Raw genomic sequence first — 21,496 nt, forward strand, 5'->3', positions numbered from 1 at the left:
AGGGTTCCTGCTTAAAGCTAATCTGAGCAGGGTAAGCCGGCCCCTAAGCCGAGGCCGAAAGGCGTAGGCGATGGGAACCAGGTTAATATTCCTGGGCCAGGAGGATGTGACGGATCACAGGTGTAGTTCAATCTTATCGGATTGATTGGGCTGCTGAGTGGTTCCTGGAAATAGCCCTCCATGAGACCGTACCCTAAACCGACACAGGTGGACTGGTAGAGCATACCAAGGCGCTTGAGAGAACGATGTTGAAGGAACTCGGCAAAATACCTCCGTAAGTTCGCGAGAAGGAGGCCCGGTTCCTAGGCAACTAGGGGCTGGGGGCACAAACCAGGGGGTGGCGACTGTTTATTAAAAACACAGGGCTCTGCGAAGTCGCAAGACGACGTATAGGGTCTGACGCCTGCCCGGTGCCTGAAGGTTAAAAGGAGAGGTGAGAGCCTTGAATTGAAGCCCAGGTAAACGGCGGCCGTAACTATAACGGTCCTAAGGTAGCGAAATTCCTTGTCGGGTAAGTTCCGACCTGCACGAATGGCGTAACGACTTCCCCGCTGTCTCCAACATCGACTCAGCGAAATTGAATTGCCTGTCAAGATGCAGGCTTCCCGCGGTTAGACGGAAAGACCCCGTGCACCTTTACTACAGCTTCGCACTGGCATCAGGATTGTGATGTGCAGGATAGGTGGTAGGCTTTGAAGCGGAAACGCAAGTATCCGTGGAGCCTCCCTTGAGATACCACCCTTCGCACTCTTGATGTCTAACCGCGGTCCGTTATCCGGATCCGGGACCCTGCGTGGCGGGTAGTTTGACTGGGGCGGTCGCCTCCTAAAGCGTAACGGAGGCGCGCGAAGGTTGGCTCAGAGCGGTCGGAAATCGCTCGTTGAGTGCAATGGCAGAAGCCAGCCTGACTGCAAGACTGACAAGTCGAGCAGAGTCGAAAGACGGCCATAGTGATCCGGTGGTCCCGAGTGGAAGGGCCATCGCTCAACGGATAAAAGGTACGCCGGGGATAACAGGCTGATACTGCCCAAGAGTCCATATCGACGGCAGTGTTTGGCACCTCGATGTCGGCTCATCTCATCCTGGGGCTGGAGCAGGTCCCAAGGGTACGGCTGTTCGCCGTTTAAAGAGGTACGTGAGCTGGGTTTAGAACGTCGTGAGACAGTTCGGTCCCTATCTGCCGTGGGTGTAGGAGACTTGAGAGGAGTTGCCCCTAGTACGAGAGGACCGGGGTGAACGATCCACTGGTGGACCAGTTGTCGTGCCAACGGCAGTGCTGGGTAGCTATGATCGGACAGGATAACCGCTGAAGGCATCTAAGCGGGAAGCCCCCCTCAAAACAAGGTCTCCCTGAGGGCCGTGGAAGACCACCACGTCAATAGGCCGGAGATGTAAGCGCAGTAATGCGTTCAGTTGACCGGTACTAATCGCCCGATAGGCTTGATTTGATCCAGTAATGGAAAGACAAATCACCAAAAGCATACACACCTTGAACATGGATGACGTCGCAGCGCCAAGCCGCGATGTTGATTGAAACACAACCGAGTGGCAACGCGTATTCGCAAGCGAATACGCTGCCTGCCACCGTCGCTTTTTGCTCCGCAAAAACAGCGACGTGGGCTTTTCCTCGGTTTGGTGGTCATAGCGCAAGTGAAACACCCGGTCCCATCCCGAACCCGGAAGTTAAGCACTGCCGCGCCAATGGTACTTGGGCTTAAGCCCCGGGAGAGTAGGTCACCGCCAAACCTAGTAAAAGCCCAACAGTCTCTCTAAACGATCAGCAGAATACGACCCGGCCTCAAGTAGCCGAATAGGCGGTAGGCCACAAAAAAGTGTCGCGGGATGGAGCAGCCCGGTAGCTCGTCAGGCTCATAACCTGAAGGTCGTAGGTTCAAATCCTACTCCCGCAACCAAAACTCTCAGAAATATATCAATAACTTAGCGCCCCAATGGGCGCTTCTTGTGTTCGGCGTGTTGGAGCGTTGTGCTAAAGCGGTGCTATGCTGCACATCAAACTATGGCACCCTATTAGAATCGAAACCTGCCGTCAGAATCGCCGCTTCACTTCTTCCTAGACGAAAACCAATCCGCAGTCTCCGTCTGCACCGTCAGCCAAGTGAAACTGCATTGCCCGCAGACCTATAAACAAGGATTTTCTCTCTACCCCAGGGCATACGCGGCCCCGCGTATACCCCGGGTGGGGAAATGCCAAGGCTCAAGATGATATCACGCATGGCGGCTCTGAACCCATTTCCTCACTTTTTGCAAAACAGGATTGCATCGCGGGCTTGATGGCAACGAGTCGCTGGTTGGTCTTGGTCTCTAGGATTGCTATGCAACCAGAAGAGTAAATTTTCGAAAAAGAATTTTGAAGGAGCGTGGCTTTGCGTATCGGAACTCTGTTGATCTTCGCGGTGGTATTGCCTTTGAAAGCATCTGCTCAGACGGCTACTCTTGGCCGCGGGATTTTCACAGTTCCTCCCGATAGCGAAGCTCTAGTTTTTGGCAAGGATGGGGGCACAAAGCGAAAGGTGCGCCCCGGTCGACCTACGTGTGTCCCATTTTTTGAAACCGTTTTGATCGAAAAAACAATACCTGAGAGACCTGAAGATATCGTAAGCCCGCAGTCTATTGACGGTTGCAATGCCACAGTTTCAGTAATCTGGAGGATATCCGATTTGGAATCATACCATATTGAGGGAAGCGAAACTGCCGCTGTCGCAAAAATACAGGGTTTGATACAAGAGACTCTGGGACTTCCAGAAGCAGCAATGATTGACCGGGAGACTATTTCTAGTCGCTTACACTCCGCCTTTCGTGAAAGAAACCAAGCGTTTGAACAAGTTGGGGTAAATTACTTTCGCTCATTCGTGCGCCTTGAAAACTGTGCCCATGAGTAGTTTATTGATATGAGAGAACGACGGCAAAGACCGCATATACGACCCGTTCTTGGATGTTTGGGTCCTCGTCTTTATCGGTAGTATCCAACACAGTTCTGCGCATCACGACTGTATCGTGTCCTAGGAATGATCGTGTTTGCTTGCCCGCTCTAAATGCGGTGCAAAAGCGTGCGACCCTCCCATTTCAGGTATGCTGCAAACACAGGTCAGCGCCTCCGTGATTATGACGTAAAAAGCGATATAATGACGGCGATTTCGACATAACCGTCAAGATACACCCTGCGCCACGAACAAAGCGCCATCCATACTTAGGCAAACTGAGGATGGAGGCATGTTTTGAGCTGGAACATATGCGTTGTTGGAGCAGGGAAGATCGGTCAGATGATTGCGACCCTGCTGAAATCATCGGCCCATTATTCGGTCACGGTTGCGGATCACGACCTGGTTGCTTTGGCGGCCTTCAAAAAGCGGGGCATTCCCACTCGGCAGATCGATGCAACGGACCCAAAAGGGCTTGAGCAAGGGCTTGCCGGGTTCGATGCGGTGATCTCTGCGGCTCCGTTTTTCTGACACCGGCGATTGCCGGGGTGGCTAAGGCCGTCGGGGCGCATTACTTCGATCTGACCGAGGACGTGGCGGCCACCAACGCCGTGCGCGATCTGGCGCAGGACAGCGCGACCGCGTTCATGCCGCAGTGTGGTCTGGCGCCCGGGTTTGTCGGTATTGCCGGTGCGGCTTTGGCGGCTGAGTTCGACGAGATCGACAGCTTGCATATGCGGGTGGGGGCCTTGCCGCTCTATCCGACCAATGCGTTGAAATACAATCTGACATGGTCGACCGATGGTCTGATCAATGAGTATTGCAACCCCTGCGATGCCATCGTGAACGGCGAGCGGATCAAGACCGCGCCTTTGGAAGATTACGAACTGATCGGCCATGACGGGGTGGAGTATGAATGTTTCAACACCTCGGGCGGGTTGGGTACGCTGCCCGAGACGTTGGATGGGAAGGCGCGGGCGGTGTCCTATCGCTCGATCCGGTATCCGGGGCATCGGGATATCCTGCGCCTGCTCTTGAACGATCTGGGGTTGGAACGTCGCCGCGATCTGCTGAAAGAGATTTTCGAGACTGCGTTGCCGCGCACCGATCAGGACGTCGTTCTGGTCTATTGCACCGCCAAAGGCATGGTTGATGGCACGCTGCGCGAGAAATCCCTGATCAACAAATCCTTCGCCCGTACCATCGACGGTCAGGTCTGGAGTGCGATTCAGATCACCACTGCAGCCGGTGTGCTGGGTGTTGTGGATCTGATGCGGACCGGGGCGCTGCCCTCGAAAGGGTTTGTCCGGCAAGAACAGGTGAAGCTTGCGGATTTCCTGAACACCGAATTTGGCCGGCTTTATCGCGCCGGTGACGTAACCGAACAGAACAAGGCGGCCTGAGATATGAAAGACACCGTGATGACTGCAGAAGCAACTCTGGCGAAACTGGACCTGACGGCGGCTGACCTGACCGGAGGCACGCTGTGCGTGACGTCTCCGATCGATGGTGGACTGCTGGCCGAGGTGCATGAGACACCCGTGGCTGAGATGGATGCCGTGTTCGCCCGCGCGCAGTCGGCATTCAAAGCGTGGCGGGTCGTGCCTGCGCCTCAGCGGGGCGAGCTGATCCGTCTGTTGGGCGAAGAACTGCGCGCCGCCAAGGATGAGCTGGGCGCGCTGGTCAGCTGGGAGGCGGGCAAGATCACCTCGGAAGGCCTGGGCGAAGTGCAGGAGATGATCGACATCTGCGACTTTGCCGTGGGTCTGTCGCGGCAATTGTATGGTCTGACCATTGCGTCTGAACGCCCCGGCCACCGGATGATGGAAACCTGGCACCCTGCGGGGCCGGTGGGCGTGATTTCGGCCTTCAACTTCCCCGTGGCGGTCTGGTCGTGGAACGCGGCGCTGGCGCTGGTCTGCGGCGATCCGGTGATCTGGAAGCCGTCCGAGAAGACGCCTCTGACCGCGATGGCTTGCCAGAAGATTTTCGAACGCGCACTGGCCCGGTTCGGCGATGCGCCCGAGGGGCTGCTGCAGACCCTGATCGGCGGCGCTGCGCTCGGTGAGGCGCTGGTCGCCAGCGAGGATGTACCGGTGATCTCGGCCACCGGGTCGACCCGCATGGGCCGCGCGGTTGCGCCGATCGTGGCGCAGCGGTTCGGCAAGTGCATTCTGGAACTGGGCGGCAACAACGCCATGATCGTTGGCCCCTCGGCGGACCTGGAAATGGCGGTGCGGGCGATTGTGTTCTCGGCCGTTGGCACAGCAGGTCAGCGCTGCACCACGCTGCGCCGTCTGATCGTGCATAACTCGATCCGCGAGGAACTGGTGGCGCGTCTGAAGAAGGCCTATGCAGGTCTACCCATCGGTGATCCGCTGGCCGAGGGCACGCTGGTCGGGCCTCTGGTGGATGAAGCCTCGGGCAATGCCATGACCGCCGCGCTTGAGGCGGCGAAGGCCGAGGGTGGCACCGTGTTCGGCGGCAATCGCGTGACCGAAGGCGTGCCGGGCGGTGTCTACATGGAGCCGGCCATCGTCGAGATGCCGGGCCAGACCGCGACCGTGAAGACTGAGACCTTTGCTCCGATCCTCTATGTCATGGGCTATGATGATTTCGCCGAGGCGATCGACATTCAGAATGATGTGCCACAGGGCCTGTCGTCCTGCGTGTTCACGCTGAACATGCGCGAGGCGGAACAGTTCCTGACCGCAGCTGGGTCGGATTGTGGTATTGCCAACGTCAATATTGGCCCCTCGGGGGCCGAGATTGGTGGTGCGTTTGGCGGTGAAAAGGAAACCGGTGGCGGGCGCGAAAGCGGTTCGGACGCATGGAAAGCCTATATGCGGCGTCAGACCAATACGGTGAACTACTCCGCCGAACTGCCGCTGGCGCAGGGTGTGAAATTCGACATCTAAGGCATCCCTCCGGCAGCGCCCAGCGCGCTGCCGGGTTCAATCGGCGAACAGGTAATCCAGTTGCATCACCGCGCGGGCCTGCTCGGCGCTGAGGTCCAGAAATTCAGAAATGGCTGCTTCGTTGTCTGCGCGCTCTGCGGCTTCGCGCAGGTGGAACAGCCCATCATGCCGAGTGCCCCGGATCAGTTCCGAGTCATAGGCCAACGCATTGCGCAGGGTTGGCAACAGCCGCGTGACTGACGCATCCGGGCTGTTTTGCCCCGCCAGCCCCACGCGATGGGCGTGGCCTTTCAGGTAGTCGTCGGAATAGTCGCACTCGATCTCAAGAATACGCGTCTGGGCCTGATCGGCGCAGAAATCCTCGATCACCTCCAGATTGGACGGATCAAGGCACAGCACCAGCCGGTCCGCGCCGAAGTGATCGAACAGCATCCGCACCACTGCGCGCCGGTGGCGCGAGCGTTTCTTCAGCGTGGTCTCGATACCGCCCAGATCGGGCAGGGGCGTGTCCTGTTCGTCAAAGATATATTCGATGCACGGAGTGTCGGTCTCGGACGCGATCTGATCCACCAGCCGCTTGGCCACGTGCCATTTCTTGCAGACGATCAGCAGCACCTGACGGTTCGGGCCCAGCGTATTGCCTGCCTCCCAGAACCGCTGCCCGAAACGCCGCCCGACCCGCCCGCGCCCGGTCAGGAAGTGATAGAGGTTGCGCCCCTCACCCGAGATGTCGAAGCTGACCCCTTCGCTGGCATAAAGTTGCCCCAGCCGTTGCTTTAGCTCATGCGCGCCGGGGCTGATTTTCCGCGCGAACAGGTAATCCTGCCCCAGCAGCATGTCATAGTGATCATTGTAGAAGGTGACCGGCATCCCGTAATCCGAGAACATCAGGAAGGTCAGTGTCCGGTTGTCGATCTCCTGTCTCGGGATCAGGTGGCGGACCAGGGTTTGAAAGAAGGTTTCATCCGGTATCCAAGTGGTCGAGAAGAACCGGATCACATCGCGGCGCTGGCGCAGCAGGTCCAGGATCATCTCGATGGTGCGGCGGCGCAGGCACCACCACTGGCTGCCGATCATGATCTGCAGGTCTGCCGGAATCTCGCGCGTCAGGCCAAAGCGCTTCTGGGCCTCGTAAGAGGTGTAGAACAGCCGCGATTGCGTGCGTTCGTTGAAATAGTGCCGATAGATCAGCCGGTCCTCTTTCATGCCGGTCTTGATCCAGTTGCTTTCAAAGAAGTCATGGCTTTCGATGAAATCCACGTCGTGCTCATCCAGAAAGCGATGCGCATATTCCGCCGTCTTGATCGCCATACAATCGCCTGACAGCATGTAGAAATGGGTGGCGCGCGGAAAGGCCTGAACCGCCGCCTGCAGCGCGTTCAGTGTGGCCTGAACCAGAGACCACTCACCCCAGCCGCATTTGACGCGCTTTTGGGCAAAGGTGACGTTCGGGTTGTCCTTCAAAGCCTCGCGGATGCGCGTATGGGCCGCCGCGCTGGCGCGGGCGTCGAAATGGATCGCCATGCAATCGCCCGCCGCGGTCAGTTGCCCGGCCTGTTCGATGATCGCGTCAGGGTCTTTGTGACACAACAGGATATAGGCAATCTTTGCCATCGGTGTTTCGCAATTTCCGTTTCTGCCCGTTTGCAACCGTGATACTGAGGATGAGCGATTGAATAAACAGAATATTTTTGGTTCTTTGAGCCAATGAGCCGGGGTATCACTCGGATACCGGGCCAAGGAGGCGCAGCAGATGGGTTTTCCCGGAACATGGATGACCGAAAGCGAAAGCATGGTGTACCGCGTGGTGCCGAAATGCGCCTGCTCGACCATTGGTCAGATCATGTATTACTCGGATCATGGCCAGTTTTTCGATGGCGATATTCATGACGCCACGGACGGGATGCACAAATGGGCCTTTGGGGCCAGTCAGGATCCGATCAGCCGCAACGTACGGTCGCATGGCTCGTACACCTTCACCTGTGTGCGCAATCCCTATACGCGGATTCTAAGCTCTTTTTTCGACAAGATCTGCGGCATCCAGCGTAACGGTAAACGCTATCGCGGAAATCTCGTGCCGACGCTGGTTTACAACTACGGGATCGAAGTTGGCGGAGACGACGGCAAGGGTGAGTTCGACCAGATTGCCAGTTTCCGCCGGTTTTTGCTGTTTGCGCGCGATACCATCCGCTGGCGGCGTCCGATGGACCCGGATATTCACTGGTCAGCCATGTCGGGGCATGTCTCGACCCTGATCGCGAATGGTGGCCAGTATGACCACATCTTCTGGACCGAGAAATTCAATGACGGGATGCAAGGTGTTCTGGACAGTCTTGAAACGGCGCATCCGGTGACCTTGTCCGAGATACCGCGGTTTAACGAATCCGAAGGCCACGGGCCAAAACGCGCGCATCCGGTCGAGGATTACTTCGACGATCTGTCGATGCATCTGGTCTATGAAATCTACAAACAGGATTTCGAGCTGTTCAAGTACGATTTCGAGAACCCGGCGAACAAGATGCCGATTGCCGAGATCGATCTGGACGAGATTCACGCCAAGCTGGGCGATTGAACAGGGGGGAGGGGCTCCCGCCCATCGTCAATGTTTCTTACGAAACATCTCCTCTGGTTGGGCCCGGCGCCGCGCTTGCGCGGCGCCGGGCCCAAAGCCGCAAGGGCTATCGGCGGAGCCGATGGCACGTAGCGGGTGCGGGTGTGCCCCGTTTTGGTTTTACACCTGACGAACCGCGCCTTTGGCTGCGCTTGTGGTCAGCTTGGCATAAGCTTTCAGCGCCGTGGACACTTTGCGTTTGCGCGGCGCGGCGGGATGCCAGCCTTTCTCGTCCTGCTCCTCGCGCCGGGCGGCCAGTTCCTCATCCGATACGGCCAGATGGATGGTGCGGTTGGGAATGTCGATCTCGATCCGGTCGCCGGTTTGCACCAGCCCGATCTCGCCACCTTCGGCCGCCTCGGGCGAGACATGGCCGATCGACAGCCCCGAGGTGCCGCCCGAGAACCGCCCATCGGTCAGCAGCGCGCAGGCTTTGCCCAGACCCTTGGATTTCAGATACGAGGTCGGGTAGAGCATTTCCTGCATCCCCGGCCCGCCGCGCGGGCCTTCATAGCGGATCACCACCACGTCGCCCTCTTTCACCTTGCCTGTCAGAATATCGCTGACCGCCTGATCCTGACTTTCGCAGACATAGGCCGAGCCGGTGAATTTCAGGATGTTCTCATCCACGCCTGCCGTTTTCACGATACAGCCGTCGCGCGCGATGTTGCCGAACAGAACCGCCAGACCGCCATCCTGACTGAACGCATGTTCTTTTGAACGGATCACGCCGCCCTTGCGATCCGTGTCCAGCTCTTTGTATCGGTTCGACTGACTAAATGCCTGTGTCGTGCGCACCCCACCCGGAGCGGCCTTAAACAGGTCCTGCGCGCGCGGATTATTGGCAACCTTGATGTCCCAGTTAGCGATCGCCTCGCCCATCGTGGCCGAGTGCACGCTTGCGCAATGGTCATGGAACAGGCCCGCACGGCTGAGTTCGCCCAGAATTGAGAAGATACCACCGGCGCGGTGCACGTCTTCCATATGCACGTTCTCGGTGTTGGGCGCGACCTTGCACAGGCAGGGTACGCGTCGGCTGAGGCGGTCCATGTCGGACATGGTGAAATCAACCTCGCCCTCATGCGCGATGGCCAACAGGTGCAGCACGGTGTTGGTTGAACCGCCCATGGCGATATCCAGTGACATGGCGTTTTCAAAGGCATCAAACGTCGCGATCTCGCGCGGCAGGAAACCTTTTTCGTCCAGATCATAGTGCCGCTTGGTGATCTCGACGATGCGGCGACCGGCCTCAAGGAACAGCTCTTTCCGGTCCGAATGCGTGGCCAAGGTCGAGCCGTTGCCCGGCAGGGCCAGACCCAGCGCCTCGGCCAGACAATTCATCGAGTTTGCGGTGAACATACCCGAACACGACCCGCAGGTGGGGCAGGCGTTTTCTTCGATATGCTGGACCTGTTCGTCGGTGAACTTGTCGTCGGCGGCGGCGACCATGGCGTCCACAAGGTCGATCTTCTTGGCGTCCAGATCGGCGATGTCGATCTTACCGGCCTCCATAGGACCGCCCGAGACAAAGATCGCAGGAATGTTCAGGCGCATGGCGGCCATCAGCATACCCGGCGTGATCTTGTCGCAGTTCGAGATACAGACCATCGCGTCGGCACAGTGCGCATTAACCATGTATTCGACCGAATCCGCGATGACCTCGCGCGAGGGCAGGGAATACAGCATCCCGTCATGGCCCATGGCGATACCGTCATCTACCGCAATGGTGTTAAACTCTTTGGCGACGCCACCAGCCTTTTCAACCTCGCGCGCGACCATCTGGCCAAGGTCCTTCAGGTGGACGTGACCGGGCACGAATTGGGTGAACGAATTGACGATGGCAATGATCGGCTTGCCGAAATCGTCGTCGCCCATACCGGTGGCGCGCCACAGGCCGCGGGCACCGGCCATGTTGCGGCCATGGGTTGAGGTTCTGGAACGGTAAAGTGGCATGATGCTGTTTCCCTTTTGCCCCGGTTGCGATATGCGGGAGATGTGCGTTATAGCGCACGTATCATATGTGCGTTATAACGCACAAGCGGATTCGGAAGATGACGACATGGCACCAGACGACATAACGCTGAAACTCCGGGATGTGCGCGCCGCCTCGGGGCTGAGCTTGTCGAAAGTGGCCGAGATGACCGGCGTCAGCAAAGCCATGCTGGGTCAGATTGAACGCGGCGAATCCAGCCCCACCATCGCCACGCTGTGGAAAATCGCGAAGGGCTTTCAACTGCCGCTTAGCGCGCTGATCGATACAACGTTCGGCGACCCGTCGGTGTTTCAGACGGTGACCTTCCCGGGCAGTATCGAGGTCAAGATCGTCTTTCCCTTCGATCCCGCACTGGGGGCCGAGACCTTTCACGTCAGCCTGCGCCCAAACCAGAGCCACGAGTCACCCGCCCATGCCGCAGGTGTGACCGAAGAGGTTTTCGTGCTGTCCGGAACGCTGGATATTCTGCGAGACGGCGAATGGGTGCCCCTGCAGGCCGGGCAGGGCTTGCGTTTTGCCGCCGACATACCCCATGGGTATCGCGCGGGCGCTCAGGGTGCAGTGTTTCTGAACATGCACCACTATGCCCAGAACAGTGACTACTCTGAAAACGGCACGGGGCATTCATGACGACATTCTTTGACAGCCTCACCATTGCGGACGCCATCGGCTCATTCGGGGCGCTGATTGTGGTTGCGGCCTATTTTGCCACGCAGATGCGGATGATGAATTCGGACGATCTGATTTTTCCGGTGGTGAACCTGCTGGGCTCGGTCCTGATAGTCTATTCTCTGGTGCATAATTTCAATCTGGCCTCGATGTTGATCGAAGGCTTCTGGATAGTGATCAGCATCGTCGGGATCATACAGCATTTCCGCCTGCGCCACAGATCGCAATAGCCGCATCCAGCCTTGAACCCCTATGCTGCCGGGTATAGTGAAAAATCAAGCTCGCTCAGGGGAGGCTTTGATGCAAGACGATCCAAAAACCCTCGTATCCACGGACTGGCTGGCCGCGCATATCAAGGATCCGGATCTGCGGATTCTGGACGGGTCGTGGTATCTGCCGCAGCAAGGGCGCGATGCGAAGTCAGAATATGATGCAGGCCATATCCCCGGTGCGCGGTTCTTTGATATCGATGATATCTCGGACCAACGCTCGGATCTGCCGCACATGGCCCCTCCGGTCGAGAAATTCATGTCACGCCTAAGGGCGATGGGCGTGGGGGATGGCCATCAGGTTGTGATCTATGACGGCGCGGGCCTGATGTCGGCGGCGCGTGTCTGGTGGCTGTTCCGGTTGATGGGGCAAGAGAATGTCGCGGTTCTGGATGGCGGTTTGCCGAAATGGCAGGCCGAAGGCCGCGAGATCGAGGACCTGCCACCAATTATCCGCGACCGCCACATGACCGTTCGGGTCCAGAACCATCTGGTACGCGACGTGACACAGGTGTCCGCCGCTGCCAAGCTGAACGATCATGAGATCATAGATGCGCGTTCCGCCGCGCGCTTTGCCGGAACCGAGGCCGAGCCGCGCGAGGGCTTGCGCTCGGGTCACATTCCGGGATCGCGCAATGTGCCGTTCGGGCAGTTGCTGAACGCCAACGGCACGATGAAATCGCCGGAGGAGTGCCGCGCTGTGTTCGAGGCCGCCGGAGTTGATCTGTCGAAGCCCGCGATCACCTCGTGTGGGTCGGGCGTCACGGCTGCGATCCTCAGCCTTGCGCTGGAACGCATCGGCAAGAAAGACCATTCGCTTTATGACGGCTCCTGGGCGGAATGGGGTGCATTCCCGACCCTGCCCGTCGCAACCGGAGAGACCTGATGTTCGAATTCCTCAAGCCGCAGCCTGCGGATAAAATCCTGATGCTGATGCAAATGTATCGCGAAGACCCGCGCGATCAGAAGATCGATTTGGGTGTTGGCGTCTACAAGAACGCCGAAGGCGTGACTCCGGTGATGCGGGCGGTCAAGACGGCCGAGCGGCGTCTGGTCGACGAGCAGGAGACCAAGGCCTATACCGGTCTGGCCGGTGATCCAGCCTTTGCTGACGCGATGATCGGGCTGATCCTGGGGTCGTCGGTTCCGCGCGCAAATATCGCTGCCGTGGCGACGCCCGGCGGTACCGGCGCATGTCGGCAAGCGTTCGAGATGATCCGCATGGCTAACCCTTCGGCGCGCGTGTTCGTATCGAACCCGACCTGGCCGAACCACCTGTCGATCCTGAACTATCTGGGCATGGAGACGGTCCAGTATCGTTATTTCGACGGCGACACACGCGGCGTTGATTTCGACGGCATGATTGCCGATCTGAAAACCGCCAATGCGGGCGATGTGGTTCTGCTGCATGGCTGCTGTCACAACCCGACTGGGGCCAACATGAACCTCGTGCAGTGGCAGGAGGTCGTGAAAGTGATCAATGACCGCGGCCTCGTGGCGATGATCGACATTGCCTATCAGGGCTTTGGCGACGGTCTTGAGGAAGACGCGCAGGCCACCCGCCTTGTGGCATCGTCCGTCAAGGAATGCCTGATTGCGGCGTCGTGTTCGAAGAATTTCGGGGTTTATCGCGAGCGCACCGGCCTGCTGATGGCGATCAGTGCGGATGCGGGTCAGACGGCGCTGAATCAAGGCACGCTGGCCTTCCTGAACCGCCAGAACTATTCCTTCCCGCCGGACCACGGCGCGCGCGTCGTGACCACGATCCTCAACGACGACGCCCTGCGCGCCGATTGGGCCGCAGAACTGGAAGAGGTCCGCCTGTCGATGCTGGGCTTGCGTCAGCAGCTTGCCGATGAGCTGCAGCGTCTCAGCGGTTCCGACCGGTTCGGCTTTGTCGCGCAGCACCGCGGCATGTTCTCGCGCCTTGGGGCTGCGCCGGAGCTGGTCGAAAAGCTGCGGGTTGATCACGGCATCTACATGGTTGGCGACAGCCGCTTGAATATCGCGGGCCTGAACGCGACCACCGTGCCAATCCTGGCCAAAGCGATTGTCGATGTAGGCGTCTGAGAAAACTGCAATCCGTTCCAAAAGCCGCGCTTTCTTGCGCGGCTTTTTTCTTCGGAGGGCCCGACACGAAAAAGGCCGGACGCGAGCGCCCGGCCTTTGTCTTTTTATCTCAGGCCTTAGCCCTTGGAGAACTCAGGGTACGCTTCCATACCCAGCTCGCCCATATCCAGGCCGTTGATCTCTTCTTCCTCGCCAACCCGCAGGCCGACGGTGGCCTTGAGGATCGAGAACAGGATGAAGCTGACGACGAATACGAAGGCACCGATCGCAGCAAAGCCGATGATCTGAGTGACAAAGGACGCGTCACCGTTGGTCCAGGCCACGATGAAGGTGCCCCAGAAACCGGCGATCAGGTGAACCGGGATCGCACCAACCACGTCGTCGATCTTCATACGGTCCAGCATCGGGACGGTGAACACAACGATCACACCACCGATTGCACCGATGATCAGCGCCTGGAACAGCGACGGAGCCAGCGGTTCAGCGGTGATCGAGACCAGACCGGCCAGCGCACCGTTCAGCACCATGGTCAGGTCGACCTTGCCATACATGACCTGCGTCAGGATCAGCGCGGCGACGGCACCGGCTGCTGCAGCCATGTTGGTGTTGGCAAAGATGCGGCTGATATCGGCCATGTCACCGATGGTGCCCATTGCCAGCTGCGAGCCGCCGTTGAAGCCGAACCAACCAAGCCACAGGATGAATGTACCCAGAGTGGCCAGCGCAAGGTTCGAGCCCGGGATCGGAACAACCTTGCCGTCCTTGTTGTACTTGCCAATACGTGGGCCCAGTACGATCGCACCTGCCAGCGCTGCAAAACCACCAGCGGCGTGGACCAGAGTCGAGCCAGCGAAATCGCTGAAGCCCATCTCGGACAGCCAGCCACCGCCCCACTGCCAGGACGCTTCAATCGGGTAGATCACACCAGTCAGGACGATAACGAAGATGAAGAAGGGCCACAGTTTGATACGCTCGGCGACGGTGCCCGACACGATCGAAGCGGTGGTGGCACAGAACATCAACTGGAAGAAAAAGTCCGACCCGACAGAGGCATAGGACAAATCGGTTTCCACGCCGTCCAGACCCACCGGCTCGAGCGAGGTGGGCGAGAATGCGCCGAGGATGCCGGGGATCGTCCAGCCATCGCCGGGATACATCAGGTTGAAGCCAACCAGCCAGTACATGATGGCGGCGAATGAAAACAGGCCCATGTTCTTGACCAGCTGCATGGCAACGTTCTTGGAACGCACCAGACCGGCTTCGAGCATGGCAAAGCCCGCCGCCATCCAGAACACCAGAAAACCGCCCATCAGGAACAGCAGCGAAGTCAGGATATATTGCGTATGCTGCGCGGTTTCGCCGCCAGCGGCCTCTTGCGCAAGGCCCATCTGCGGCAGCGCAACAAGTGCGGCAGCAGGGATGAGAGATTTCATCAGGTTCATGTGTCTTCCTCGAATTGAGTCTAAGTGGCGGCGCTTACAGCGCTTCCTCGTTGGTTTCCCCGGTCCGCACGCGCAGCGCCTGCTCGACATCGAGGACAAAGATTTTGCCGTCGCCGATCTTGCCGGTCTTGGCGGTGTTGGTAATGGTCTCAACGATCTGGTCGGCCATGGTTGCGGGCACCACGATTTCCAACTTGATCTTGGGTACAAAATTCACGGCATACTCTGCGCCGCGATAAATCTCGGTGTGACCGGATTGCGAGCCGAAGCCCTTGATTTCGGTCACCATCATGCCGCGCACGCCAGCCTGGGTCAGTGCTTCGCGCACCTCCTCGAGCTTGAACGGCTTGATTGTCGCAATGATCAGTTTCACGTCTGTCCCCTCTGTTACCCCGGCGAGGCCGGTATTTTGCACGTGCAGAAAAAAGCGTGACGCCGCTCGTTAGGGAACGATTCCGGGGCTGTCACGCAGCGGAAAAGACCCCGAAGTTGCACATTTTTTGCACAAATAGGGTGTGGTGATTAAAAAATAGGCACAAAAACGAGGGGAAATACCGGTATTTCACACCTCTACAGCGGGCTTTCACCAAGGTATGGTGACGCAAAAGCATAATCGGGCAGAGTTTGAGCATGACTGAGTCCAAGCGCCGCAAACCGACACTGGTCGCGGACAAAAGATACCCGTCCAAAGGGCGCAAACCCACGGCGACCAAACGCTCGGCCAAACCGGCAGGCAAAAAATCGACCGCGCGCAAAACCGCGCCACGCAAGACTGCGCGCAAGAAAACACGCCGCAGTTCGGGCGGTAAGGGCGGGGGTGTTTTCCGCCGTCTGTTCCGGTGGCTCTGGCGGCTGTTCTGGGGGATCACGTGGCGCGTGGGCGCTGTTGCGGGTCTGTTGCTGGCGCTGGCGATTGGTGTTGTCTATACCTCGTTGCCCGATGTCGACGCCCTGCTGGACGGGCGCGCGAAGGGTTCGGTGACGCTGTTGGATCGCGATGGCAAGGTGTTTGCATGGCGCGGCGACCAGTTTGGCGGGGTCATCACGGCGGATACGGTTTCACCCCATCTCAAGAATGCGGTGATCGCGACCGAGGACAAACGGTTCTACCGCCATTTCGGCGTCAGCCCCCGCGGGGTCGCCAGCGCCGTGCGCATCAACCTGAGCGAAGGGCGCGGGCCGTTGTCGGGCCACGGCGGGTCGACCATCACGCAGCAGACCGCAAAGCTGCTGTGTCTGGGTGTGCCTTATGATCCCGCCGCGTGGGAATCGGAGGCGGCATATGAGGCCGATTGCCGTCAGGGCTCGCTGTGGCGGAAAGCGAAAGAAGCGGTCTATGCGATGGCGATGGAGGTGAAATACTCCAAGGATGAAATCCTGACCATCTATCTGAACCGGGCCTTTCTGGGCGCAGGTGCGCGCGGGTTCGAGGCCGCCAGCCAGCGCTATTTCGGCATTTCCGCGGCCGAGGTCAGCCCGGCAGAGGCCGCTATGCTGGCCGGTCTTCTGGTTGCGCCGACGCGCTATGCCCCCACCAATAACCTGCAACGCTCGCAGGATCGGGCGCGCTTGGTCGTCGGTCTGATGGAGGATCAGGGTTATCTGAGTGCAGCGCAGGCCAGCGAGGCCCGCAGCCGTCCGGCAGAGCTGTCCGAGGCGGCAGCGGCACGCGCTGGCGGCTATTTCGCCGATTGGGTCATGGCCAGCGGGCCCGAATTCTTTACGCGCAACACCACCGAGGATGTGGTGATCCGCACAACGCTGGATCAACGGCTGCAGACATCGGCAGAAGAGGCGCTGCAGTATATTTTCCAGGAGAAGGTGCGCGAAGGATCAAAGGCGCAGGCCGCGATTGTGGTGATGTCTGCCGATGGCGCGGTGCGGGCCATGGTTGGCGGGCGCAAGACGCGGGTGTCGGGTGCCTTCAACCGGGCGACGCAGGCGCTGCGCCAGACCGGGTCTTCGTTCAAACCCTTTGTCTATGCCACCGCGCTTGAACTGGGCTATTCACCGCTGGATACGGTGATGGATGAACCCTATTGCGTGGATATACCGGGTTCGGGTCAGTGGTGCCCCAAGAACTATACGAACAAGTTCTATGGCCGGGTGACGCTGGCGGATGCGCTGAAGAACTCTTTGAACATTCCAGCCGTCAAGGTCGCTGAAATCTCGGGGTTGGAGAATGTGCGCACGGTTGCCGCCGGTTTCGGTATCGCCAATGATCTGGCCGAGGGGCCTGCGCTGGCGTTGGGCGCGTCCGAAAGCACATTGATCGAGATGACCGGAGCGTATGCGGGTATCCTGAACGGCGGCTCGTCGGTGGAACCTTATGGCCTGACCGAATTGAAGCTGCTGGGCGAGACTGAGCCGGTGATGGTGACAACAACCGGGATCGGCGAACGCGTGATCAATGACAAGGCCGCCAAGCAGCTGACGTGGATGATGGAACGTGTCGTGTCCGAAGGCACCGGTGGGCGCGCGAAGCTGCCGGGTTGGCAGGTGGCGGGCAAGACCGGTACTACGCAGGCCGCGCGCGATGCGTGGTTTATCGGTTTCACGGCGGATTACGTGGCAGGGGTCTGGATGGGGTATGATGACAATACGCCTCTGTCCGGTGTGACCGGTGGTGGGCTGCCTGCGGAAATCTGGAAAGAAACGATGGTGCGCGTGACCGAGGGAATGACACCAACGCCTCTGCCGATGCTGGCACCGGATCCACCGGTCAGAACCGCGCAACCGCAGCAGCAACGCCGCAAGAAGGAAACCGGTTTGGACCGGGCGATCAACAACCTGCTGAACAACATCTTCGGCAATTGACCCGGCAAAGAAAAAGGCGGTGCGCTGGGCACCGCCTTTGCTATTCCCATGGGCGCCGGATCAGAGGCTGTCGTCCAATGCCACCAGAATCGCGTCACCCATTTCCGCGGTCGAGACCGGCTGAACGCCCTCTTCAGCCAGCAGATCCGCGGTGCGGACACCATCGGCCAGAACCTTTTCGATCGCGGCTTCCAGACGGTCGGCCTCATCCCCCTGATCAAAGCTGTAGCGCAGCGCCATCGCAAAGCTGAGGATACAGGCAATGGGGTTGGCTTTGCCCTGACCTGCGATATCGGGGGCCGAGCCGTGCACCGGTTCATACATCGCCTTTGGACGGCCATTGGCCATTGGGGCACCCAGTGACGCGGACGGCAGCATCCCCAGCGAGCCGGTCAGCATCGCGGCGCAATCCGACAGCAGGTCGCCGAACAGGTTATCGGTGACGATAACATCGAATTGCTTGGGTGCGCGCACCAGCTGCATCGCGCCATTGTCGGCATACATATGGCTCAATTCGACCTCTGGGTAATCCTGCCCGACGCGGTCTACGACCTCGCGCCACAGAATGCCCGATTCCATGACGTTGGCCTTCTCCATCGAGCAAAGTTTCTTGTTCCGGCGCATCGCCAGTTCAAAGGCCGAACGCGCGGCGCGTTCGATCTCGGATTCGGTATAGCGCTGGGTGTTGATCCCGACGCGTTCGTTGCCTTCGTTGAAGATGCCGCGTGGCTCACCGAAATAGACGCCCGAGGTCAGCTCGCGCACAATCATGATGTCCAGCCCGGCCACAACGTCGGGTTTCAGAGACGAGAAATCGGCCAGCGCGTCAAAGCACTGCGCCGGGCGCAGGTTCGAGAACAAGTCCATTTCCTTGCGCAGGCGCAGCAACCCGCGTTCGGGCTTTACGCTGAAATCCAAGTCGTCGTATTTGGGGCCGCCAACAGCGCCCAGCAGAACCGCGTCGACCTCTTGCGCCTTGGCCATGGTTTCATCCGACAGCGGCTTGCCATGCGCGTCATAGGCCGCACCGCCGACCAGATCCTCGCTCACGTCAAAGTGAAGATCACGCTTGGCACCGAACCAATCGATAACTTTGCGCACTTCGGCCATGACTTCGGGGCCAATTCCGTCTCCGGGCAGGATGAGGAGCGAAGGGTTGGACATGAACGATCTCCTTGCGTTTCGTTGCACAGGCCCTAGCGTTTGCGGGACATCGGGTCAATGAGACGTACCCACCAAAACGTGAGGAATAGACATGCTGACACCGGGAAACCCGGCCCCATCGCTCAAAATTGAAACCGTGGGCCACGGTCTTTTCGATATCGAGCGCGACGCAGGCGAGAACGGCACGCTGGTCATCCAGTATCGGGGCCTGCATTGCCCGATCTGCATTCGCCAGATGGGCGAAGTCGAAGCGGCGCTGGATGACTTCGCCGAACTGGGTATCGAGGTGATCATGATCACCACGGATACAGGCGACCGTGCTGCGGAAACGGTCGAGAAAGCGGGGGTTTCGAAGCTGCGCGTCGGGTACGGTCTTGCGATGGCCGAGGCACGTGATCGCTGGGGGCTGAACATCTCGGTGGCACGCGAAGGCAGCGCAGAACCTGCGCTGTTTGCCGAGCCCGGGCATTTCTATATCAAGCCCGATCAGACGCTGCATTATGTCTGGCAGCAGACGACGCCTTTTGCTCGTCCACCAATGTCCGAGATTGTCGGTGGGTTGAAATTCACCCTCGCGAATGATTACCCCGCACGCGGCACATATACAGGCGCGCTTTAGGCGTATTGCAATCTGGCCTTTAACCCGTCGGCTAACAAGTCCCAGACTCTGCGAATGCGCGGGGTCTGGCGCATGGCCTGCGGCGCAGCCAGCCAGACCGGCAGAACCGGTATCTCGACATCAATATCCAGCACCTCAATCCCAGGGTCGGCTTTCGCGATGCTGAGCTGGCCGAAACCGATGCCGCAGCCGGCACGGATCAGCTGCCAATAGGTGGTCTGGTTATCGCACCGGGTGGCAAAGCTGTTACGGCTGGCGGGCCAGCCTTTGTCGCGCATGGCGGTGATGATGTCCTGATTGGCGTCAAATCCCACCAGATCATGCTGCATCAGATCCTCAGGCGTAGACGGAGACCCACGGCGTTGCAGATAGGATCGAGCAGCGCAGAAACATAGAGGAACCTCTCCGATGCGCCTGGCCACGATGTCGATCTGCGCGGGGCGATACATGCGCACGGCGATATCGGCTTCTCGGAACAGCAGGTTCTCGCTGGTGTCCGACGCGACCAGTTCAAGCTGAATCGCCGGTTCTGCCTGACGGATCAGGGCAAGGATCGGGGGCAGCAGATGATGAGATACAAAGACCGAGGCGGTGATGCGAACGGTCCCCTCAAGCCGCTGCGCCTGCCCCGCCGCTGTCAGCCCCAGCGCATTGACGGCGCTGTGCATCTGCTGAGCCATCGGTAATACCTGCTGTCCAACCTCGCTGAGCGTCAGCCCCCGCGCATGCCGCTCGAACAGGGGCACGCCCAGTTCTTCCTCAAGCGCGTGCACTTGCCGTCCCAGTGTCGGCTGGCTGCGCCCCAGCAGCCGGGCTGCCGCTGAAAGCGACCCGGTTTCGGCCACCGCCAGAAAGCTTTGGATCAGGGACCAGTCAGACAGTTGCAGAGGTTTAGTCATTCAAAAATGAATACATGATCTGCATTCTTCAGCAATTCCCCAATGTGTGCGAATGGCTATATTCGCAGATCAGGAGGGACAGATGCAACAGACAGCACTTATTCTTGGGGCCTCGGGGCGTTTTGGCCGCAATGCTGTTCAGGCGTTTTCCGATGCGGGCTGGGACGTGCGGCGTTTCAACCGCGCCGTGGATGATTTGAGAAGCGCGGCCAGCGGCATGGATGTAATCGTGAACGCTTGGAACCCGCCGTATCCGGATTGGGCGCGCCAAGTTCCCGCGCTGCACCGCGACGTGATTGCGGCCGCCGAGGACAGCGGGGCCACCGTTATTGTCCCGGGCAATGTTTACGTATTCAGCCCAGACACAGCGGCCCCGTGGTCCGCTGAAACACCGCAGCTGGCTGAAAACCCGCTGGGCCGTATTCGCATTGCGATGGAGGCGGCCTATCGGGCTTCGTCGGCGCAGACGATCTTGCTGCGGGCGGGGGATTTCATCGACACTGCGGCTTCGGGGAACTGGTTTGATCAGGTTCTGACCAAGCATCTGGACCGCGGTCGTTTGGTTTATCCGGGCAACCCCGATGTTGCACATGCCTGGGCCTATCTGCCTGATCTGACGCGCGCCGCCGTTGCATTGGCCGCGCGGCGGGCCGAGCTGCCGCGCTATAGCGATGTTGCATATGCTGGCTACACGCTGACGGGCAATCAGCTGGCACAGGCTTTGTCCCGTGTGACGGGGCAAACGATCAAGCTGCAGCAGATGGGGTGGTGGCCGCTGCGTCTGGCCCGTCCGTTCTGGCGCATGGCACCGCATTTGCTTGAGATGCGGTACCTTTGGAACACGCCGCACCACCTGGATGGCAGGTGCTTCGACACGCTGCTGCAGGGCTTTGCGCAGACAGACCTGGACACCGCATTGCGACGTGCCATTTCCGGGCGTGATACAGACCCCACCGGATAGGTCGGTGATACGCGAGTTCGATCGCGCGGCCCGGAGACTGGCGTGCTGTCACAAAGTTGCTGTTGAAAGCGGAGCGCACCCACTCAAAGAGTATTCGAATAGGTTTGGAACCCCGGTGTATCGGG

At 59.2% G+C, this 21,496-nt stretch carries 18 protein-coding genes, 1 tRNA gene and 2 rRNA genes (1 of these 21 running past the window's edge); 15 read left to right on the forward strand and 6 right to left on the reverse strand.

Translation table 11 applies throughout. The features are described 5' to 3' along the window. The 7 genes from ACR3EN_RS06225 to amaB form a co-directional block, all read left to right on the forward strand. Nucleotides 1-1,448, forward strand: a 23S ribosomal RNA gene (locus ACR3EN_RS06225) (it extends 1,377 nt beyond the left edge of the window). A 183-nt stretch (nt 1,449-1,631) separates the two neighbouring features. Next, nucleotides 1,632-1,746: ribosomal RNA gene (rrf, locus tag ACR3EN_RS06230) — 5S ribosomal RNA — on the forward strand. A gap of 90 nt (nt 1,747-1,836) precedes the next feature. After that, nucleotides 1,837-1,913 (forward strand) — tRNA-Met (locus ACR3EN_RS06235). 465 nt (nt 1,914-2,378) lie between these two features. Beyond that, the gene (locus tag ACR3EN_RS06240) at nt 2,379-2,900 is read left to right on the forward strand and encodes an SPFH domain-containing protein (protein WP_480823136.1); all 522 of its coding nucleotides are present in this window, start codon (nt 2,379-2,381) and stop codon (nt 2,898-2,900) included. A 336-nt stretch (nt 2,901-3,236) separates the two neighbouring features. Then, nucleotides 3,237-3,470 (forward strand): saccharopine dehydrogenase NADP-binding domain-containing protein, encoded by a 234-nt coding sequence (locus tag ACR3EN_RS06245; RefSeq protein ID WP_480918403.1) that lies wholly within the window; start codon nt 3,237-3,239, stop codon nt 3,468-3,470. Between the two features lie 17 nt (nt 3,471-3,487). Continuing rightward, nucleotides 3,488-4,342: a saccharopine dehydrogenase family protein gene (locus tag ACR3EN_RS06250; RefSeq protein ID WP_480918404.1), complete on the forward strand. Its 855-nt coding sequence runs from the start codon at nt 3,488-3,490 to the stop codon at nt 4,340-4,342. An 18-nt stretch (nt 4,343-4,360) separates the two neighbouring features. Beyond that, complete coding sequence (gene amaB / locus ACR3EN_RS06255) at nt 4,361-5,857, forward strand: L-piperidine-6-carboxylate dehydrogenase (protein ID WP_480823674.1); 1,497 nt, start codon at nt 4,361-4,363, stop codon at nt 5,855-5,857. 36 nt (nt 5,858-5,893) lie between these two features. On the opposite strand, the gene ACR3EN_RS06260 is transcribed toward amaB, so the two are convergent. Next, nucleotides 5,894-7,471 (reverse strand): DUF5928 domain-containing protein, encoded by a 1,578-nt coding sequence (locus ACR3EN_RS06260; RefSeq protein ID WP_480823140.1) that lies wholly within the window; start codon nt 7,469-7,471, stop codon nt 5,894-5,896. A 139-nt stretch (nt 7,472-7,610) separates the two neighbouring features. On the opposite strand from ACR3EN_RS06260, the gene ACR3EN_RS06265 reads away from it, so the two are divergent. Then, a complete protein-coding gene (locus ACR3EN_RS06265) occupies nt 7,611-8,429 on the forward strand; it encodes a sulfotransferase family protein (RefSeq protein ID WP_480823142.1) in 819 nt (272 codons plus the stop codon). A 159-nt stretch (nt 8,430-8,588) separates the two neighbouring features. Here ACR3EN_RS06265 and ilvD read toward each other — a convergent pair whose 3' ends face one another. Beyond that, nucleotides 8,589-10,421 carry a dihydroxy-acid dehydratase gene (gene ilvD, locus ACR3EN_RS06270; protein WP_480823144.1) on the reverse strand — a complete coding sequence of 611 codons (1,833 nt, stop codon included), beginning with the start codon at nt 10,419-10,421 and terminating at the stop codon, nt 8,589-8,591. 106 nt (nt 10,422-10,527) lie between these two features. Here ilvD and ACR3EN_RS06275 point away from each other — a divergent pair, with 106 nt between their 5' ends. From ACR3EN_RS06275 to ACR3EN_RS06290, 4 genes are all read left to right on the forward strand, one after another. Beyond that, nucleotides 10,528-11,091 carry a helix-turn-helix domain-containing protein gene (locus tag ACR3EN_RS06275; protein ID WP_480823146.1) on the forward strand — a complete coding sequence of 188 codons (564 nt, stop codon included), beginning with the start codon at nt 10,528-10,530 and terminating at the stop codon, nt 11,089-11,091. Beyond that, the gene (locus ACR3EN_RS06280; RefSeq protein ID WP_480823148.1) at nt 11,088-11,360 is read left to right on the forward strand and encodes a CBU_0592 family membrane protein; all 273 of its coding nucleotides are present in this window, start codon (nt 11,088-11,090) and stop codon (nt 11,358-11,360) included. The genes ACR3EN_RS06275 and ACR3EN_RS06280 overlap by 4 nt, the downstream gene beginning before the upstream one ends. A gap of 70 nt (nt 11,361-11,430) precedes the next feature. Beyond that, the gene (sseA, locus tag ACR3EN_RS06285) at nt 11,431-12,285 is read left to right on the forward strand and encodes a 3-mercaptopyruvate sulfurtransferase (RefSeq protein ID WP_480823150.1); all 855 of its coding nucleotides are present in this window, start codon (nt 11,431-11,433) and stop codon (nt 12,283-12,285) included. Next, complete coding sequence (locus tag ACR3EN_RS06290; RefSeq protein WP_480823152.1) at nt 12,285-13,469, forward strand: amino acid aminotransferase; 1,185 nt, start codon at nt 12,285-12,287, stop codon at nt 13,467-13,469. The genes sseA and ACR3EN_RS06290 overlap by 1 nt, the downstream gene beginning before the upstream one ends. Nucleotides 13,470-13,585: 116 nt before the next feature. On the opposite strand, the gene ACR3EN_RS06295 is transcribed toward ACR3EN_RS06290, so the two are convergent. Then, the gene (locus tag ACR3EN_RS06295) at nt 13,586-14,911 is read right to left on the reverse strand and encodes an ammonium transporter (RefSeq protein ID WP_480823154.1); all 1,326 of its coding nucleotides are present in this window, start codon (nt 14,909-14,911) and stop codon (nt 13,586-13,588) included. A 34-nt stretch (nt 14,912-14,945) separates the two neighbouring features. Next, complete coding sequence (locus ACR3EN_RS06300; protein WP_170537262.1) at nt 14,946-15,284, reverse strand: P-II family nitrogen regulator; 339 nt, start codon at nt 15,282-15,284, stop codon at nt 14,946-14,948. A 257-nt stretch (nt 15,285-15,541) separates the two neighbouring features. On the opposite strand from ACR3EN_RS06300, the gene ACR3EN_RS06305 reads away from it, so the two are divergent. After that, nucleotides 15,542-17,728, forward strand: coding sequence for a transglycosylase domain-containing protein (locus ACR3EN_RS06305; RefSeq protein WP_480823156.1), 2,187 nt, complete (start codon nt 15,542-15,544; stop codon nt 17,726-17,728). 60 nt (nt 17,729-17,788) lie between these two features. Here ACR3EN_RS06305 and leuB read toward each other — a convergent pair whose 3' ends face one another. After that, entirely contained in the window at nt 17,789-18,892 is a 1,104-nt protein-coding gene (gene leuB / locus ACR3EN_RS06310; protein ID WP_480823158.1) for a 3-isopropylmalate dehydrogenase, read from the reverse strand. Nucleotides 18,893-18,983: 91 nt separating this feature from the next. On the opposite strand from leuB, the gene ACR3EN_RS06315 reads away from it, so the two are divergent. Beyond that, on the forward strand, nt 18,984-19,511 hold the full coding sequence (locus ACR3EN_RS06315) for a redoxin domain-containing protein (protein ID WP_480823160.1): 528 nt from the start codon (nt 18,984-18,986) through the stop codon (nt 19,509-19,511). On the opposite strand, the gene ACR3EN_RS06320 is transcribed toward ACR3EN_RS06315, so the two are convergent. Further along, nucleotides 19,508-20,410: a LysR family transcriptional regulator gene (locus tag ACR3EN_RS06320; RefSeq protein WP_480823162.1), complete on the reverse strand. Its 903-nt coding sequence runs from the start codon at nt 20,408-20,410 to the stop codon at nt 19,508-19,510. The genes ACR3EN_RS06315 and ACR3EN_RS06320 overlap by 4 nt on opposite strands. Before the next feature lie 82 nt (nt 20,411-20,492). Between ACR3EN_RS06320 and ACR3EN_RS06325 the strand changes: the two genes are divergently transcribed. Then, complete coding sequence (locus ACR3EN_RS06325) at nt 20,493-21,371, forward strand: Rossmann-fold NAD(P)-binding domain-containing protein (RefSeq protein WP_480823164.1); 879 nt, start codon at nt 20,493-20,495, stop codon at nt 21,369-21,371. Nucleotides 21,372-21,496: the final 125 nt, after the last annotated feature.

The sequence above is a fragment of the Ruegeria sp. G7 genome (assembly GCF_056535465.1).